At 67.8% G+C, this 15,726-nt stretch carries 11 protein-coding genes and 1 riboswitch; of the genes, 6 read left to right on the forward strand and 5 right to left on the reverse strand.

What is annotated here, in order from left to right; all coding sequences use genetic code 11:
* Positions 1-10: 10 nt before the first annotated feature.
* Positions 11-116: riboswitch (S-adenosyl-L-homocysteine riboswitch) on the reverse strand.
* Positions 117-294: 178 nt separating this feature from the next.
* From VQ067_RS02435 to VQ067_RS02450, 4 genes are all read left to right on the forward strand, one after another.
* On the forward strand, positions 295-711 hold the full coding sequence (locus tag VQ067_RS02435) for a DUF2946 domain-containing protein (RefSeq protein ID WP_169311258.1): 417 nt from the start codon (positions 295-297) through the stop codon (positions 709-711).
* A 125-nt stretch (positions 712-836) separates the two neighbouring features.
* Positions 837-3,029 (forward strand): TonB-dependent receptor, encoded by a 2,193-nt coding sequence (locus VQ067_RS02440; protein WP_042852966.1) that lies wholly within the window; start codon positions 837-839, stop codon positions 3,027-3,029.
* A gap of 10 nt (positions 3,030-3,039) precedes the next feature.
* Positions 3,040-4,518 carry a PepSY domain-containing protein gene (locus tag VQ067_RS02445; RefSeq protein WP_033957785.1) on the forward strand — a complete coding sequence of 493 codons (1,479 nt, stop codon included), beginning with the start codon at positions 3,040-3,042 and terminating at the stop codon, positions 4,516-4,518.
* An 84-nt stretch (positions 4,519-4,602) separates the two neighbouring features.
* The gene (locus tag VQ067_RS02450; protein WP_003084655.1) at positions 4,603-5,223 is read left to right on the forward strand and encodes a TetR/AcrR family transcriptional regulator; all 621 of its coding nucleotides are present in this window, start codon (positions 4,603-4,605) and stop codon (positions 5,221-5,223) included.
* A gap of 36 nt (positions 5,224-5,259) precedes the next feature.
* Here VQ067_RS02450 and VQ067_RS02455 read toward each other — a convergent pair whose 3' ends face one another.
* From VQ067_RS02455 to hydA, 5 genes are all read right to left on the reverse strand, one after another.
* Entirely contained in the window at positions 5,260-6,531 is a 1,272-nt protein-coding gene (locus VQ067_RS02455; RefSeq protein ID WP_003084657.1) for a cytosine deaminase, read from the reverse strand.
* Positions 6,521-7,771, reverse strand: a complete 1,251-nt coding sequence (gene codB / locus VQ067_RS02460; protein WP_003084659.1) for a cytosine permease — start codon at positions 7,769-7,771, stop codon at positions 6,521-6,523. Before codB ends, VQ067_RS02455 begins: the two co-directional genes overlap by 11 nt.
* A gap of 181 nt (positions 7,772-7,952) precedes the next feature.
* A complete protein-coding gene (gene preA, locus VQ067_RS02465) occupies positions 7,953-9,230 on the reverse strand; it encodes an NAD-dependent dihydropyrimidine dehydrogenase subunit PreA (protein WP_003118829.1) in 1,278 nt (425 codons plus the stop codon).
* Complete coding sequence (locus tag VQ067_RS02470; protein ID WP_003084667.1) at positions 9,227-10,594, reverse strand: NAD(P)-dependent oxidoreductase; 1,368 nt, start codon at positions 10,592-10,594, stop codon at positions 9,227-9,229. The genes preA and VQ067_RS02470 overlap by 4 nt, the downstream gene beginning before the upstream one ends.
* Positions 10,595-10,688: 94 nt before the next feature.
* The gene (hydA, locus tag VQ067_RS02475) at positions 10,689-12,128 is read right to left on the reverse strand and encodes a dihydropyrimidinase (protein WP_003099919.1); all 1,440 of its coding nucleotides are present in this window, start codon (positions 12,126-12,128) and stop codon (positions 10,689-10,691) included.
* 615 nt (positions 12,129-12,743) lie between these two features.
* Between hydA and VQ067_RS02480 the strand changes: the two genes are divergently transcribed.
* Both VQ067_RS02480 and VQ067_RS02485 read left to right on the forward strand, forming a co-directional pair.
* On the forward strand, positions 12,744-14,234 hold the full coding sequence (locus VQ067_RS02480; RefSeq protein ID WP_003084674.1) for an NCS1 family nucleobase:cation symporter-1: 1,491 nt from the start codon (positions 12,744-12,746) through the stop codon (positions 14,232-14,234).
* 58 nt (positions 14,235-14,292) lie between these two features.
* Positions 14,293-15,576, forward strand: coding sequence for a Zn-dependent hydrolase (locus VQ067_RS02485; protein ID WP_019396478.1), 1,284 nt, complete (start codon positions 14,293-14,295; stop codon positions 15,574-15,576).
* Positions 15,577-15,726 lie beyond the last annotated feature (150 nt).

The following is a 15,726-nucleotide window of genomic DNA, read 5'->3' on the forward strand; positions in this document are numbered from 1 at the left end:
ATTCGTTGTCTGCGAATGGGCGCCGTTGGTGCGTTGACAGACCGGCGAGGCCGGCCTGAGAGCGCGCTCCGTTCGAGCCTGACAGGCCTAGGCCTGCTGCAGCGCCCCTCGAACGGAAGGCGGGAGCGACCCGAAGGGCCGCCTGAGCGGGCGATTATAGCGGCGCCACATGAAACTCCCAAGTCACCCCTGATACGCCGCTCGTCGCCGTGCGTCGTGTCCTCGGGCTGCGGCGATGCACCGCAGCGCAGAAGCGCGGGGAATTTGCGGGTCAGGATGCTAGAGTGCGCGGTCATGAGAATCGCTCCCAACTCCTGCTCGCCGCTGCTGCAGTGGCTGAGCTTCGCCCTCTGTGCCTGCGTGCTGGTCAACGCGCTGGCTTGCGGCGTCCTGCACCTGCAGGCGCTGGGAGTGGGCAGCGACAAGGGGCAGAAGGCCAGCGTCGGGCTGTTCTGCGTCGCCGGTGCCAGCCAATGGCTATCCCTGGATCCCGACGACGGGTCCGCCGGCGATCCGGCACCGGTCAATCCCCAGTTGCCGATGAGCTGCCCGATGTGCAGCGCCCTGGTGCTGTTCGTCGCGCTCGGGGTGATCTGGTCCTGGCGCTTGCAACGGCGACGCCAGGCGCGTTTCCGCCCGCCCGCCACGCGCGAGCCGGTGCCGCCCCGGTACGTCTGGCCGCCGGCCAACCCGCGCGCTTCCCCCGCCTGATCCTGAACGCCCGCCGCGCCGGGCATTTGCATCCGTCGCCCGTCCTGCCTCGTCCGCGCAGCGCTCGCCGCTGTCCATCCGGGCGAGGCGGGCGTGCCCACCATGCCTTGCTTCAGGATCGCTCGATGAAAAAGCACTCCACGGCCCGCCGCGTCCTCGCGCTGGGTCTCAACCTCACCCTGGCCGGCGTTCCGGCCTGGCTCTGGGCCGATGAGGAACCCACCGAACTGCCCGCCCTCACCGTCAGCGCCGGCGCCGCCGGGGAAACCCCGCCGGCCCTCGATCTCGACGACAGCGCCGGCGGCGGCTCGCGCCTGGGCCTGAGCCTGCGCGAGACTCCCGGCTCGGTAAGCGTGGCCAACCGTGCCAGCTTCGAGCGGCGCGGCCTGCGCAGCACCCAGGACATCGCCAACAGCCTGCCCGGCGTGAACGCCTCGGCGCCGCCCGGCTTCGGCGGCTTCGTCACCTACCGCGGCTTCAGCTCGAACCAGGTCAACCAGTTGTTCAACGGCATTCCGGTGCAATACAGCAGCGCCATGCGTCCGCTGGACGACTGGATCGTCGACCGCGTCGAGCTGGTCGGCGGTCCGTCCTCCTTCCTCAACGGCGCCGGTGCCGTCGGCGGCTCGCTGGACTACATCAGCAAGCTCGCCGACCGCTACGGCGATTTCATGGAAGGCCGGGTGCGCTACGGCAGCTACGACGATTCGGAAGTCGCCTTCGGCTTCAACCAGGCCCTGGGCATCGGCCCCGAGCCGAAGCACTTCGTGCGCCTGGACGTCAGCCGCAGCGGCGGCAACGGCTACGTCGACCGCAATTCGCGCGAATCGTGGAACGTCGCTTTCTCCCTGCTCAGCGACCTGACCCCGGACCTTTCCCACACCCTGGCCCTGGAGTACCAGGACGAGCAGGAAGACAGCCCCTACTGGGGCACGCCGGTGCTCAATCCCTACGCCGGCGAGCTGAATATCGACAAGAGCCGTCGCCACGAGAACTACAACGTCGCCGATGGCCGCTACGAACAGCGCGTGCGCTGGCTGCGCTCGATCCTCGAATACCGGGTCAGCGACAGCACGCGCTGGCGCAACACCTTCTACCACTACGACGCCGAGCGCGATTACCGCAACCTCGAGACCTACCGCTACAACGCCGACAACAGCGGGGTGGTGCGCTCCAACGCATTCCTTCAGCGCCACGACCAGCAGCTCAACGGCAACCGCTTCGAGCTACAGCACAGCCAGCCGCTGTTCGGACTGGCCAGCGACTGGGCGCTGGGCTTCGACTACAGCATCAACAAGCAGACGCGCTTCCCGAGTACCGCCTCCGGGCCGTTCGGTACTGTCGATCCGGCCAGTTTCGAGCCGGGCCACTTCTACGACCTGCCGGGCATGCGTCCCGGCCACCGGAAGGACCGCAGCAACGAGGTGCGCACCAGCGCGTTGTTCGCCGAGAACCGCCTGGGCCTGACCGACGAGCTTTCGCTGGTCACCGGGCTGCGCTACGACCACCTCGACCTCGACGTGCGCAACCATCGGGTACCCGACAAGGACAATCCCGCACACTTCGAACGGCGCTGGGACGTGGTCACCGGGCGCGCCGGGCTGGTCTACCAGTTCACTCCGCACGCCAACGTCTACCTGCAATACAGTACCGCCGCCGACCCGCCGGGCGGGGTGCTGACCAGCGCCAGCTTCGGCCAGGTCCGCGACTACGACCTGTCCACCGGCGACCAGTGGGAGCTGGGCAGCAAGTTCGATTTCCTCGACGGTCGCGGCAGCGCCACCCTGGCCGCCTACCGCATCGTCCGCCGGGACTTCTCGGTGGCCGACCCGAACAACCCCAACCTCAGCGTGCCGGTGGGCCAGCAGACCTCCAGGGGCATCGAGGCCGCCGCCTCCCTGCGGATCACCCCGAAGCTGCTGGCCGAGGGCAATTTCGCCTGGGTCGACGCGCAGTACGACGAGTTCACCGAGAACGTCGGCGGCGTCGCCGTCTCGCGCAAGGGCAAGACGCCGCCGAACGTGCCGGAGCGGGTCGGCAACCTGTGGCTGACCTACGACTTCGACCCGGCCTGGCAGGGTGGGGTGGACGCGCGCTACGTGTCCTCGGTGTACGCCAACAACGCCAACACCTGGCACGTGCCGTCCTACACGGTCTACGGGACTTTCCTCAGCTACCGGCTGGACGAGCGCACGCGGATCACCGGGCGCGTGCGCAACCTCACCGACGAGGTCTACGCACGCTTCGTGCAGAGCACGCCGCTGTACTACGTCGGCGACCCGCGCACCTTCGAGCTGAGCGTGCAGACGCGCTTCTGAGGAGTCGTCGATGAAACGCTACCTGTACCTGTGGCACCGCTGGCTGGGCATCGGCTGCTGCCTGCTGATGGTGCTCTGGTTCGTCTCCGGCATGGTCATGCTGTATGTCGGCTATCCCAAGCTGACTCCGCTGGAACGCCTGGCCCACCTGCCCGAGCTGGACGGCTGCGAGGCCTGCGTACCGCTGCGGACGGCCCTCGCCGGCGGCGACGGAAAGACCCCGCGGAGCATCCGGCTGGCCAGCGTAGGAGGCCTGCCGACCTACCTGCTGGACGATGCCGACGGACGCACGCGTGCGCTGGCGGCGCGCGACGGCCGACCGCTGGCGGTGGACGCGGACAGGGTGCTGGCTTCGGCCCGTGCCTTCAGCGGCGAAGTACCGATGCAGTTGCAAGGGCGGATCGAGGAAGACGCCTGGACCCATACCCGCAACCTCGATCCGCACCGGCCGCTATGGCGGGTGCAGACCGCGGACGAGCAGGGCCGGCTGCTCTACCTGTCCTCGCAGACCGGCGAGGTGGTACGCGACGCCAGCCGCCGGGAGCGTGCCTGGAACTGGCTCGGCGCCTGGCTGCACTGGCTCTATCCGCTGCGCGGCGGCTGGTTCGACGGGCAGTGGGCGAATCTGGTGATCGGCCTGTCGCTGCTGGCGACCCTGGCGACCGTCCTCGGCATCCTCGTCGGCCTGCTCCGCTGGCGCTTCCGCAAGCCCTACCGCAGCGGCTCGCGCTCGCCCTATGTGGGCGGTTTCCAGCGCTGGCACCACCTCGCCGGCCTGCTCTTCGGCGCGCTGGTGCTGAGCTGGATCTTCAGCGGGCTGATGTCGATGAATCCGTGGAACCTGTTCGGCCGCGGCACGCCGCTCGACCTCGCGGCCTACCAGGGCGGTAGCTGGGACCGGGCGCTGCCCGCCGGACTGGAGGCGGACGCTGTCCTGCGGCGCTTGCGTGCCGCCGGGTTGCGGGTGCGCGAGCTGGAGTGGCGGGCGCTCGACGGCGAGCCCTATGCGCTCGGGCGCAGCGCCAGCGGCCACAGCCTGCTGCTGACGGCGGATGGCGAAATCCTCCGCGAGCTACCCGCGGATCGCCTGCTGGCGGCGGCTCGCACGCTGCTGCCGGGCGTGCCGATGCAGGCCGAACGGTTGGAACGCTATGACTTCTATTACTACCCGCGCGAAGAACACAGCATGATGGGCTACCTGGAACGGCGCCTGCCGGTCTGGCGCCTGCGTTTCGACGATCCCCGGCATACCTGGGTGCACCTGGATCCCTACAGCGGCGCGGTGGTTGGCGTGCTCGACGACGGTCGGCGCGGCAGCCGCTGGCTGTTTTCCCTGTTGCATAGCTGGGACTGGCTGCCGCTGCTGACCCGGCGTCCGCTGTGGGACCTGTGGATGCTCGGTTTCAGCCTCGGCGGCCTGGTGGTCTGCGCCAGCGGCTGCTGGATCGGCTGGCGTCGCCTGCGCGGCCGCCGTCCGAAGCGTCGCTGAGAGGGGCTACCTGGCAAGACTGGGCGTCGCCGCACGCCCGGATTTGCTGGTAGCCTTGGTTGAATTCGCAGTAATGGATCGCACATGGGCACACACAAGATCGAGATCCGCCGCCGCAACGTCGAGAAGATTCTCCTGGCCGCCGAAAAAGTCTTCGCCGAAAAAGGCTACGCCGGCACCTCCATGGGCAACATCGCCGAAGAAGCCGAACTGCCGCGCTCCAACCTGCACTACTACTTCAGCACCAAGGACGAGCTGTACCGCGACGTCCTCCTCGGCCTGCTCGAGGTCTGGAAGCAGGACGCCCTCTGCTTCGAGATGTTCGATGACCCAAGGGTGGTATTGACCAGCTATATCCGCGCGAAGATGAACCATTCGCGCACCCGCCCGCATGGCTCCAAGGTCTGGGCCAACGAAATCATGCATGGCGCGCCGCTGCTCGGCGCCACCCTCGACGACAGCCTCTACGAATGGGCCAAGATGAAGGAGGCGAAGATCCGCCAGTGGGTCGAGGAAAAGCGCATCCTGTCGATCGAGCCGAGCAGCCTGCTCTACATGATCTGGGCCTCCACCCAGCACTACGCCGACTTCGGCTACCAGGTCGAGGTGCTCAACGGCCACCAGCCGCTCAGCGACATGCAGTTCGAAAGGGCGGTACAGACGGTGACCAGCGTGGTCCTGCGCGGAATCGGATTGGAGCCCTGAGCAGCGGAGCCTTCGCTAGAAGGCTCCGGCGATGGCTCAGCTGGCGCGGGTGAAGTCCACCGCTTCCGCCTGTTCGAGGAACACCGTGGTCTGCGCCGGGACCGTCTCGGCGAGCAGCCGTCCGCCGCGGATCGAGTAGCGCACCGGGACCTGCCGGCGCACCGCGTCGAAGCCGTCGCGGGCCGGCAGCACCAGCAGGTTGGCCGGATGGCCGACCTCGATGCCGTATTCCCGCAGGCCGAGGGTGCGGGCGCTGTTGCGGGTGATCAGGTCGAGGCCGCCGTCGATCTCGTCGTAGCCCATCATCTGCGTCACGTGCAGGCCCATGTGCAGCACCTGCAGCATGTTCGCGGTGCCCAGCGGGTACCAGGGGTCGAACACGTCGTCGTGGCCGAAGCAGGTGTTGATCCCGGCACCGAGCAGTTCCTTGACCCGGGTGATGCCGCGGCGCTTCGGGTAGTCGTCGAAGCGACCCTGCAGGTGGATGTTCACCAGCGGGTTGGCGACGAAGTTGATTCCCGACAGTTTCAGCAGGCGGAACAGCCGCGAGGTGTAGGCGCCGTTGTAGGAGTGCATCGCCGTGGTGTGGCTGGCGGTGACCCGTGCGCCGAGGCCGTCGCGATGGGCGAGCATGGCCAGGGTCTCGAGGAAGCGCGACTGCTCGTCGTCGATCTCGTCGCAATGCACGTCCACCGGCAGGTCGTAGCGCTTGGCCAGGTCGATGGCCTTGTGCAGCGACTCGACGCCCAGCTCGCGGGTGAATTCGAAATGCGGGATCGCCCCCACCACGTCGGCGCCCAGGCGCAGCGACTCCTCCAGCAGTTCCAGGCCGTTGGGGTAGGAGAGAATGCCCTCCTGGGGGAAGGCGACGATCTGCAGGTCGACCCAGGGCGCCACTTCGCCGCGCACCTCGAGCATGGCCTTGAGCGCGGTGAGGGTCGGGTCGGAGACGTCGACGTGGCTGCGCACGTGCTGCACGCCGTTGGCGATCTGCCATTTCAGGGTCTGCCAGGCGCGCTGCTTGACGTCCTCGTGGCTGAGCAGGGCCTTGCGCTGGGCCCAGCGCTCGATGCCTTCGAACAGCGTGCCGGAGCGGTTCCACTCCGGCTGGCCGGCGGTCTGGGTGGTGTCGAGATGGATGTGCGGCTCGATGAACGGCGGCACGGCAAGACCGCCGGCGCCGTCCAGGCGCTCGCCGGCGTCGTCGGCGGCCTGTTCCATCGGCACCAGGGCGGCGATACGGCCATCGGCGACACGCAGTTGCCAGAGACCTTCGCGGCCGCGCAGGCGCAGGTTGTCAATCAGCATGGAGGACCTCTTCTGGTTTGTTCGGGCTGCGGCTCAGCAGGGGATTGAGCAGCAGGTAGGCGATGGCGGCGCCGAGCACCGCGTTGACCGGCACTATCCCCGGCAGCCAGTGGCCGGCGGCGGTGCCGCAGGCGACGGCGAGGATCGCCGCCCAGTTGATCGCCTGGATGTCCGCGCAGGGGTGCTGGCGGTAGCGCCGGCGGCGACTCAGGTAGTCGGCGATGATCACCCCGCCGATCGGCGGGATGGCGGCGGAGAGGAAGGTCAGCCAGCCGACGAAGTGGTTGTACAGCCAGAGCGCGGCGAGGGTGCCGAGGGCGCCGTTGAGCATCGCCAGGAAGCGGCTGGAGAGGCCGGTGATGTTGGCGAAGCCGAGGCCGGAGGCATACAGCGCGTTGTCGTTGGTGGTCCAGATGTTCAGGCCGAGGACCAGGATCGCCGGGATCAGCAGGCCCTGGGCGATCATCACGTCGGAGATGTCCGACTTGCCCACCGCCGCCGCGCCGGCCGCGCCGAAGATGAACATCAGCGAGTTGCCGAGGAAAAACGCCACCAGGCACACCACCACGGCGGTACGCGCGCTGCGGCCGAAGCGGACGAAGTCGGCGGTGAGGGTGCCGGCGCTGACGAACGAGCCGACCACCAGGGCGATCGCGGTCGAGAGGCTCAGCGGCGCGCTCGGCGTCACCTGCTGCAGCGCCGCCAGGCCGCCGGCGTCGCGCACCGCGAGCCACACCGAGTAGCTGCCGAGAACGACGATCGCCGGGACCGCGATGGCCGACAGCAGGGTCAGACCGGCGATGCCGAAGAACACCGTGAGGGTCATCAGCGCCCCGGAGACCAGGATCAGCAGGTTGACGTCGAGGCCGGTGGCCTTGGCCACCGGGATCGCGAACATCGCTACGCCGACGCCGAACCAGCCGACCTGGGTGCCGCCGAGCAACGCCGAGGGCAGCCAGGAGCCCTTGCTGCCGAACGAGTAATGCGCCAGCAGGTGGGTGGAAAGGCCGGTGCGCGCGCCGATGAAGCCGAGGATCGCGGTGTACAGGCCGAGCATCAGGTTGCCCAGCAGCACGGCGAGGAAGAAGTCGTCGTAGCTCAGGCCGGTGCCGAGGGTGCCGCCGGTCCACATGCTGGCGGAAAAGAAGGTCAGGCCGAGCATCACCACGCTCAGGGCCAGCGCGCTCTTGCGCGCCGCCAGCGGGACCGGTTGCTGGCTGTAGTTGCTGTCTGCGGACATGCGCGAGTCTCCATGGGGCGCCGGCCGTCCGGGAGCGTCGGCCGGGCCGCGGCGAATGGTAGTCGAAGGCGGGTCGATCCGACAGACGCCGTTGCGCGTCGTCGGACCGCAGCGGCACGCAGGAAGCGTGCCGGCGCGCGGCAGGGCGGCGTCCGCCGGGGATGCGGGCGCCGCCCTGCGTTCAGGAGGCTTCGCGGTAGGGGTTGCGCGGATCCTGGGTCCAGTTGAGATAGGGCTTGCCGGTGTCCTGCGGCACCATTTCGATGCAGTTCTCCACCGGACAGGTGATCTGGCACAGGTTGCAGCCCACGCACTCGGCGTCGATCACTTCGTAGCGGTGCGTACCGTCGGCCCGGGGCAGGCTGGCGATGGCCTGGTGCGAGGTGTCCTCGCAGGCGATATGGCAGCGGCCGCAACCGATGCAGGCGTCCTGGTCGATGCGGGCGATCACCTGGTAGTTGATGTCCAGGTACTTCCAGTCGGTGGTATTGCCCACCGCGCCGCCGCTGAAGTCGGACAGCCGCTGGTAGCCATGGCTGTCCATCCAGCGCGCGAGACCGTCCTGCATGTCCTCGACGATACGGAAGCCGTGCAGCATCGCCGCCGTGCATACCTGCACCGCGCCGCAGCCGAGCGCGACGAATTCCGCTGCGTCGCGCCAACTGCCGATACCGCCGATGCCGCAGATCGGCAGGCCGCGGGTCTGCGGGTCGCGGGCGATCTCGGCGACCATGTTCAGGGCGATCGGCTTCACCGCCGAGCCGCAGTAGCCGCCGTGGGTGCTCTGGGTGCCGACCACGGGGAGGGCGACCATGCGCTCCAGGTCGACGCTGGTGATCGAGTTGATGGTGTTGATCAGCGACACCGCGTCGGCGCCGCCGCGATGGGCGGCGCGCGCCGACTGGCGGATGTCGGTGATGTTGGGGGTGAGCTTGACGATCACCGGCAGCGAGCAGTGGGTCTTGCACCAGCGGGTGACCATCTCCACGTACTCCGGTACCTGGCCCACCGCCGCGCCCATGCCGCGCTCGGGCATGCCGTGGGGGCAACCGAAGTTCAGCTCGATACCGTCGGCGCCGGTGGCTTCCACCAGCGGCAGGATGTATTTCCACGACTCCTCGACGCAGGGCACCATCAGCGACACGATCAGCGCGCGGTCTGGCCAGTCCTTCTTCACCTGGGCGATCTCGCGCAGGTTGATCTCCAGCGAGCGGTCGGTGATCAGCTCGATGTTGTTGATCCCCTGCACCTGGCGGTTCGGTCCGAAGTGCGCGGAATAACGCGACGACACGTTGACCGCCGCGGGGTCTTCGCCGAGGGTCTTCCAGACCACCCCGCCCCAGCCCGCCTGGTAGGCGCGGACCACGTTGTAGGCCTTGTCGGTGGGCGGCGCGGAGGCCAGCCAGAAGGGGTTGGGCGACTTGATGCCGGCGAATTCGATAGACAGGTCGGCCATCACGCAGCCTCCACGTTGAGCATGAGTTGGGCGTGGATCGCTTCCGCCGCCAGTTTGCCGTGCTGCACCGCCTGCACGGTGAGGTCCTCGCCGAGCGCCACGCAGTCGCCGCCGGCGTAGATGCCGGGGATGCTGGTGCGCATCTGTCCGTCGACCTGGATGCGCTCGCCGTCGCGCCGCAGTTGCGCTGCCAGCGGATCGCCCAGGCTGGCGCCTTCGAAGGCCTGGCCGATGGCCTTGAAGATGGCGTCGGCGGCCAGTTCGAAGTGCTCGCCGGTGTCGCCCAGGCGACCGTTCTCCAGGCGCGTGCGGGCGAAGCGCATGCCGCGCACCCGGCCGTGCTCGTCAAGCAGTACCCGTTCCGGTCGGGCCCAGGTCAGCAGGCGCACCTGGCTGGCCTTGGCGATCTCCTGCTCATGGCCGGTGGCGCCCATTTCCTCGAAGCCACGGCGGTAGACCAGGTTGACGTCGCGGGCGCCGAGCCGGCTCATCTGCACCGCCATGTCGATGGCGGTGTTGCCGGCGCCGATGACGATGCAACGGTCGGCGACGGGCAGGTCGAGCAGGTCGTCGCTCTGCCGCAGTTCGCGGATGTAGTCGGTGGCGGCGAGCAGGCCGGGAGCGTCCTCGTCTTCCAGGCCGAGGCGCTTGCTGGCGGCCAGGCCGATGCCGAGGAACACCGCGTCGTACTCGTCGTGCAGGGCGCCGAGCGCCAGGTTGTCGCCGAGACGCTGGCCGTGGCGCAGTTCGATACCGCCGATCTGCAGGAGGAATTCCACTTCGCGCCGGGCGAAGTCGTCCACCAGCTTGTAGCGGGCGATGCCGTACTCGTTGAGGCCGCCGGCCTTGGCGCGGGCCTCGAAGAGCACCACGTCGTGGCCGTGCATGGCCAGGCGGTGGGCGCAGGACAGCCCGGCCGGCCCGGCGCCGACCACGGCGATGCGCTTGCCGGTGGCCGGCGAGCGCTTGAACGGATGTTCGCCGAAGCCGGCGTGGTCGAGGGCGTAGCGTTGCAACTGGCCGATCAGCACCGGTGCGCATTCCTGGGCGTTGTTGCGTACGCAGGCCCGCTGGCAGAGGATTTCCGTGGGGCAGACGCGGGCGCAGCTGCCGCCTAGGATGTTCGCCGAGAGGATCTTCTGCGCCGCGCCCTGGACATTCTCCTGGGCGATGCTGCGGATGAACCCCGGGATGTCGATCTCGGTCGGGCAGGCGTTGACGCAGGGCGCGTCGTAGCAGTACAGGCAGCGGGCGCTTTCCAGGGCGGCCTGGCGGGCGTTGAGCGGCGGCGCGAGGTCGGCGAAGCGCTCGGCGAGCGTGTCCGCGCCGGCGTCCGGACGGGGGAGGTGGTTCAGGGAATCGATCACGGTTGTAGCCTCTCTTCTGGTTTCTTCTCGGGGCAGTCAACGGCAATACGGCACCGTCCGGCCTCTACGGGCCGGTCCGGTATTGCGGGAAGGATCAGCGCTCGACGGCGACCGGGCGCTGGCGTTCGGCGCGGCGGCCGAGCACTTCGTACACCGACGGGTAGGCCGGGCGCTCCACGTAGCGTCCGGCGCCGGGTTCGGCGCGCAGGTCGCCGGCGGCCCAGAGCAGCTTGCCCTGGCTGATGGTGTGGCTGGGAATGCCGCGCACGGTGCGACCTTCGAAGATGTTGAAATCGACCCGCTGGTGGTGGGTGGCGGCCGAGAGGGTGCGGCTGCCCTGCGGGTCCCAGAGCACCAGGTCGGCATCCGCGCCGACGCGGATCGCGCCCTTGCGCGGGAACAGGTTGAAGATCTTCGCGGTGTTGGTGGAGGTCAGCGCGACGAACTCGTGCATCGACAGGCGCCCGCTGTTGACCCCGGCGTCCCACAGTAACGCCATGCGGTCCTCGATGCCGGCCGTGCCATTGGGAATCTTGCTGAAGTCGTCGCGGCCCATGGCCTTCTGCTCGGCGCAGAAGCAGCAGTGGTCGGTGGCGGTGGTATGCAGGTTGCCGGACTGCAGGCCGCGCCACAGCGCTTCCTGGTGTTCGACGGGACGGAACGGCGGGCTCATCACGTAGCCGGCCGCGGTGGCCCAGTCCGGGTGGCGGTAGACGCTGTCGTCGAGCAGCAGGTGCCCGGCCAGCACCTCGCCGTAGACCGGCTGGCCCTTGGCGCGGGCATAGGCGATCTCGTCCAGCGCCTCGCGGCTGGAAATATGCACCAGGTACAGCGGCGTACCCAGCGTCTCGGCGATGCGGATGGCGCGGCTGGCGGCCTCGCCCTCGACTTGCGGCGGACGCGACAGCGGATGCGCCTCGGGGCCGGTGAGGCCCTGGGCGAGGAGTTTCTGCTGCAGGTGGAAGACCAGTTCGCCGTTCTCCGCGTGCACCGTCGGCACCGCGCCCAGCTCCAGGCAGCGCTCGAAGCTGGCCACCAGGGTATCGTCGGCGGCCATGATGGCGTTCTTGTAGGCCATGAAGTGCTTGAAGCTGTTCACCCCGTGCTGTGCCACCAGCTCGCCCATTTCCCGGGCGACCTCGTCGCTCCACCAGGTGATGGCGACGTGGAAGCCGTAGTCCGCAGCGGATTTCTGCGCCCAGCCGCGCCAGGTGTGGAAGGCCTCCAGCAGCGACTGTCGCGGGTTGGGGATGACGAAGTCGATGATCGAGGTGGTCCCTCCGGCCAGCCCGGCCGCGGTGCCGCTGAAGAAGTCCTCGCTGGCCACCGTGCCCATGAAGGGCAACTGCATGTGGGTATGGGGGTCGATGCCGCCCGGCATCAGGTACTGGCCACCGCCGTCGAGGACGTCGCAGCCGGAGGGGGTTTCGAGGTTCTCGCCGATGGCCTGGATGAGGCCGTTGGCACAGAGCACGTCGGCTCGATAACTCTCTTCGTGAGTAACCACGGTGGCGCCACGGATCAACAGGGACATGCCGTCTTTCCTCGCAGGCTGACCGGTCGTTGCCGGTTCTTGAAATTGTTTTTTCGCCATGCGCCGAGGGCTTCTGTAATCCTGTCAGCGCTGACAGGATTCGAATCTAGATGCTGATCATCGATTGAGCAAGATTATTTTCAAATGGTTGTTTGAGTTTATAACTTATTGATTTTAAATAATTAAAAATAAATATCACCAAAATGGTGAGGGTTCTCACCATTTTGACGCGCTTGACAAGAATTCAAAAAGGTCGAGATTTCCCATGCAAAATCAGCCGCTTGAAAGCCGTGTTCGAGCGGTTGTGGGGAGATGAAAAAAGTTCGCCTGCACTCCTTTGGTTCCTGACCGGGGCGACAGGCTCGCGCATTTCCCCCGGTGACACGCCGGACTGCCCGTCGGCGTGTCACCGACGTTGTCGATGAAGTGTTTCAGATCAGTCGGTTACCTCCAGTAGACCGGCCTGCCCAGTGACGTCGCGGGGTTTTCGGCACGCTTATTGAGTGCCGCCCGCCACGGCATTGTCCGGACCGGAGGTGCAGTACTGGTGGTGCGGTACTCCGGCCATCGCATTAGCCCGATGAGCGAATAACTAAAAGAATTCTGGAGAGGCCCATGCAACAGAGCAGATCGGAAGTGACCGAGCGCGACGGCTTGGTCGAGCTGTCCGCCGGCAGCGACGTACTCGACAGTCCTCGCTACAACCACGACATCGCCCCGACCCGGGTGGAACAGCGTACCTGGAACAGGTGGCACATCACCGCGCTGTGGATCGGCATGTCCATCTGCGTGCCCACCTACACCCTCGGCGGCGTCCTCACCGCCTACTTCGGCCTCAGCGTCGGCGAAGCGCTGCTGGCGATCCTGCTGGCCAACCTGGTGGTGCTGATCCCGCTGACCCTCAATGCCTTCGCCGGCACCCGCTACGGCATTCCCTTCCCGGTGCTGCTGCGCGCTTCGTTCGGCATCATCGGTTCCAACGTGCCATGCCTGATCCGCGCCGTGGTCGCGTGCGGCTGGTTCGGCATCCAGACGCTGTTCGGCGGGCTGGCGATCCATCTCTTCCTCGGTTCGATCTTTCCCGCCTGGAAGGCCCTCGGCGGCACCGGCGAGGTGATCGGTTTCCTCCTGTTCTGGGGGCTGAACCTGTGGGTGGTGCTGCGCGGTGCGGAGTCGATCAAATGGCTGGAGACACTCTCGGCACCGCTGCTGGTGCTGGTCGGCCTCGGCCTGCTGGTGTGGGCGCTGCCGCACATATCGGTCAGTGAACTGCTGGCGCAGCCGCCGAAGCGGCCGGAAGGCGCCAGCGTCACCGGCTACTTCATGGCCGGGCTGACGGCGATGGTCGGCTTCTGGGCCACGCTGTCGCTGAACATCCCCGACTTCAGCCGCTATGCGCGTAGCCAGAAGGACCAGATACTCGGGCAGATCTTCGGCCTGCCGCTGACCATGTTCCTGTTCGCCGCCCTCGGCGTGGTGATGACCGCCGCCTCGGCCTCGCTGGTGGGCGAGACGGTTTCCGACCCGGTCAGCCTGATCGGCCACATCCCCAGCCCCGGCTGGGTGGCGGTGGCGATGGCGCTGATCATCGTCGCCACCCTCTCGACCAACACCGCGGCGAACATCGTCTCGCCGACCAACGACTTCCAGAACATCGCACCGAAACTCATCGGCCGCACCCGCGCCGTCTGGCTCACCGGTTTCATCGGCCTGGCGCTGATGGCCCACGAGTTGCTGAAGAAGCTCGGCTGGATCGTTTCCGACCTCAGCCTGGAAAGCGTCTACTCCAACTGGCTGCTCGGCTACTCCAGCCTGCTCGGGCCGATCGCGGGGATCATGGTGGTGGACTACTTCCTGGTGCGCAGGCAACGCCTCGACCTCGCCGGACTCTACCGCGACGACGTCTACCCGGCCTGGAACTGGCCCGGCTTCGCCGCCTTCGCGGTGCCGGTGGCGCTGACCGTCATGGCCCTCGGCAACCGCCAATTCCACTGGTTCTACGACTACGGCTGGTTCACCGGCTCGCTGCTCGGCGGCGCGCTCTACTACGGCCTCTGCGGCCGCCGCGCGCGGAGCCCGGCGGCATTGGCCAAACCGCTGCCCTGATGGGCATACAGGCGGCCGGGGAGCCGCCGACACCTACTCCAAGCCTGAGGAGACGACAATGAGCACTGCCCGGAACGTCCTGCAATCCACCCAGCGACACATCGATGGCCAGCGCCTCTGGCAATCGCTGATGGATCTCGCCCGCCTCGGCGCCACCGCCAAGGGTGGGGTCTGCCGCCTGGCCCTGAGCGATCTCGACCGCCAGGCCCGCGATCTCTTCGTGCAATGGTGCGAAGCGGCCGGCTGCACGGTCAGCGTCGATCGGGTCGGCAACATCTTCGCCCGTCGTCCCGGGCGTAACCCGGACTTGCCCCCGGTGATGACCGGTAGCCACATCGACACCCAGCCCACCGGCGGCAAGTTCGACGGCTGCTTCGGGGTGATGGCCGGCCTCGAGGTGATCCGCACCCTCAACGACCTCGGGGTGGAAACCGAGGCGCCGCTGGAGGTGGTGGTGTGGACCAACGAGGAAGGCTCGCGCTTCGCGCCCTGCATGATGGGCTCGGGCGTATTCGCCGGGAAGTTCACCCTGGAGGAGACCCTGGCCAAGCGCGATGCCGACGGTGTCAGCGTAGGCGAGGCGCTGGACGCCATCGGCTACGCGGGAGCGCGCGATTGCCTCGGACATCCGGTGGGCGCCTATTTCGAGGCGCACATCGAACAGGGGCCGATCCTCGAGGACGAGGAGAAGACCATCGGCGTGGTGCTCGGCGCGCTCGGGCAGAAATGGTTCGACCTGTCCCTGCGCGGCGTCGAGGCACACGCCGGGCCAACGCCGATGCACCTGCGCAAGGACGCCCTGGTCGGTGCCGCGGCGGTGGTCGAGGCGGTCAATCGCGCGGCCCTCGGCCATCAGCCGCATGCTTGCGGCACGGTCGGCTGCCTGCACGCCTATCCCGGCTCGCGCAACGTGATACCCGGCGAAGTGAAGATGACCCTGGACTTCCGCCATCTGCAACCGGAGCGCCTGGACTCGATGATCGCCGAAGTCCGCCAGGTGATCGCCGCGACCTGCGAGACGCATGGCTTGCAATACGAGCTGGTGCCGACCGCCGATTTCCCGCCGCTGTACTTCGACCAGGGATGCGTCGGCGCGGTGCGCGAGGCGGCGCAGGCGCTGGGCATGCCGCAGATGGACATCGTCAGCGGCGCCGGCCACGACGCGATCTTCCTCGCCGAACTCGGTCCGGCGGGGATGATCTTCGTGCCCTGCGAGAACGGCATCAGCCACAACGAGATCGAGAACGCCAGCCCCGACGACCTGGCCGCCGGCTGCGCGGTGCTGTTGCGGGCCATGCTCAAGGCCTCCGAGGCGATCGCCGGCGGCCGCCTGGCGGCCTGAGTGGCGCTTCCATCGAGGCGCCGGCATTGACTGCCTTCTGCACGGGGTCGGTAGGGCGAATAACGCCAGGGGCGTTATCCGCCGATGCGCGGCTGGGCGGCGGATAACCGCGTTGCGGTTATGCGCCCTACGTGGTGCTGCGCGGGGTAC

This window comes from Pseudomonas sp. KBN12P06040, assembly GCF_037574965.1.
Taxonomy (GTDB): Bacteria; Pseudomonadota; Gammaproteobacteria; order Pseudomonadales; family Pseudomonadaceae; genus Pseudomonas; species Pseudomonas aeruginosa.

Bases quoted from the DNA above. Each gene is read 5' to 3' on its own strand.
- VQ067_RS02450 (WP_003084655.1), top strand. From the start codon at position 4,603: ATGGGCACACACAAGATCGAGATCCGCCGCCGCAACGTCGAGAAGATT.
- VQ067_RS02445 (WP_033957785.1), top strand. From the start codon at position 3,040: ATGAAACGCTACCTGTACCTGTGGCACCGCTGGCTGGGCATCGGCTGC.
- codB (WP_003084659.1), bottom strand. From the start codon at position 7,771: ATGTCCGCAGACAGCAACTACAGCCAGCAACCGGTCCCGCTGGCGGCG.
- VQ067_RS02480 (WP_003084674.1), top strand. From the start codon at position 12,744: ATGCAACAGAGCAGATCGGAAGTGACCGAGCGCGACGGCTTGGTCGAG.
- hydA (WP_003099919.1), bottom strand. From the start codon at position 12,128: ATGTCCCTGTTGATCCGTGGCGCCACCGTGGTTACTCACGAAGAGAGT.
- VQ067_RS02435 (WP_169311258.1), top strand. From the start codon at position 295: ATGAGAATCGCTCCCAACTCCTGCTCGCCGCTGCTGCAGTGGCTGAGC.
- VQ067_RS02455 (WP_003084657.1), bottom strand. From the start codon at position 6,531: ATGCTGATTGACAACCTGCGCCTGCGCGGCCGCGAAGGTCTCTGGCAA.
- VQ067_RS02440 (WP_042852966.1), top strand. From the start codon at position 837: ATGAAAAAGCACTCCACGGCCCGCCGCGTCCTCGCGCTGGGTCTCAAC.
- VQ067_RS02485 (WP_019396478.1), top strand. From the start codon at position 14,293: ATGAGCACTGCCCGGAACGTCCTGCAATCCACCCAGCGACACATCGAT.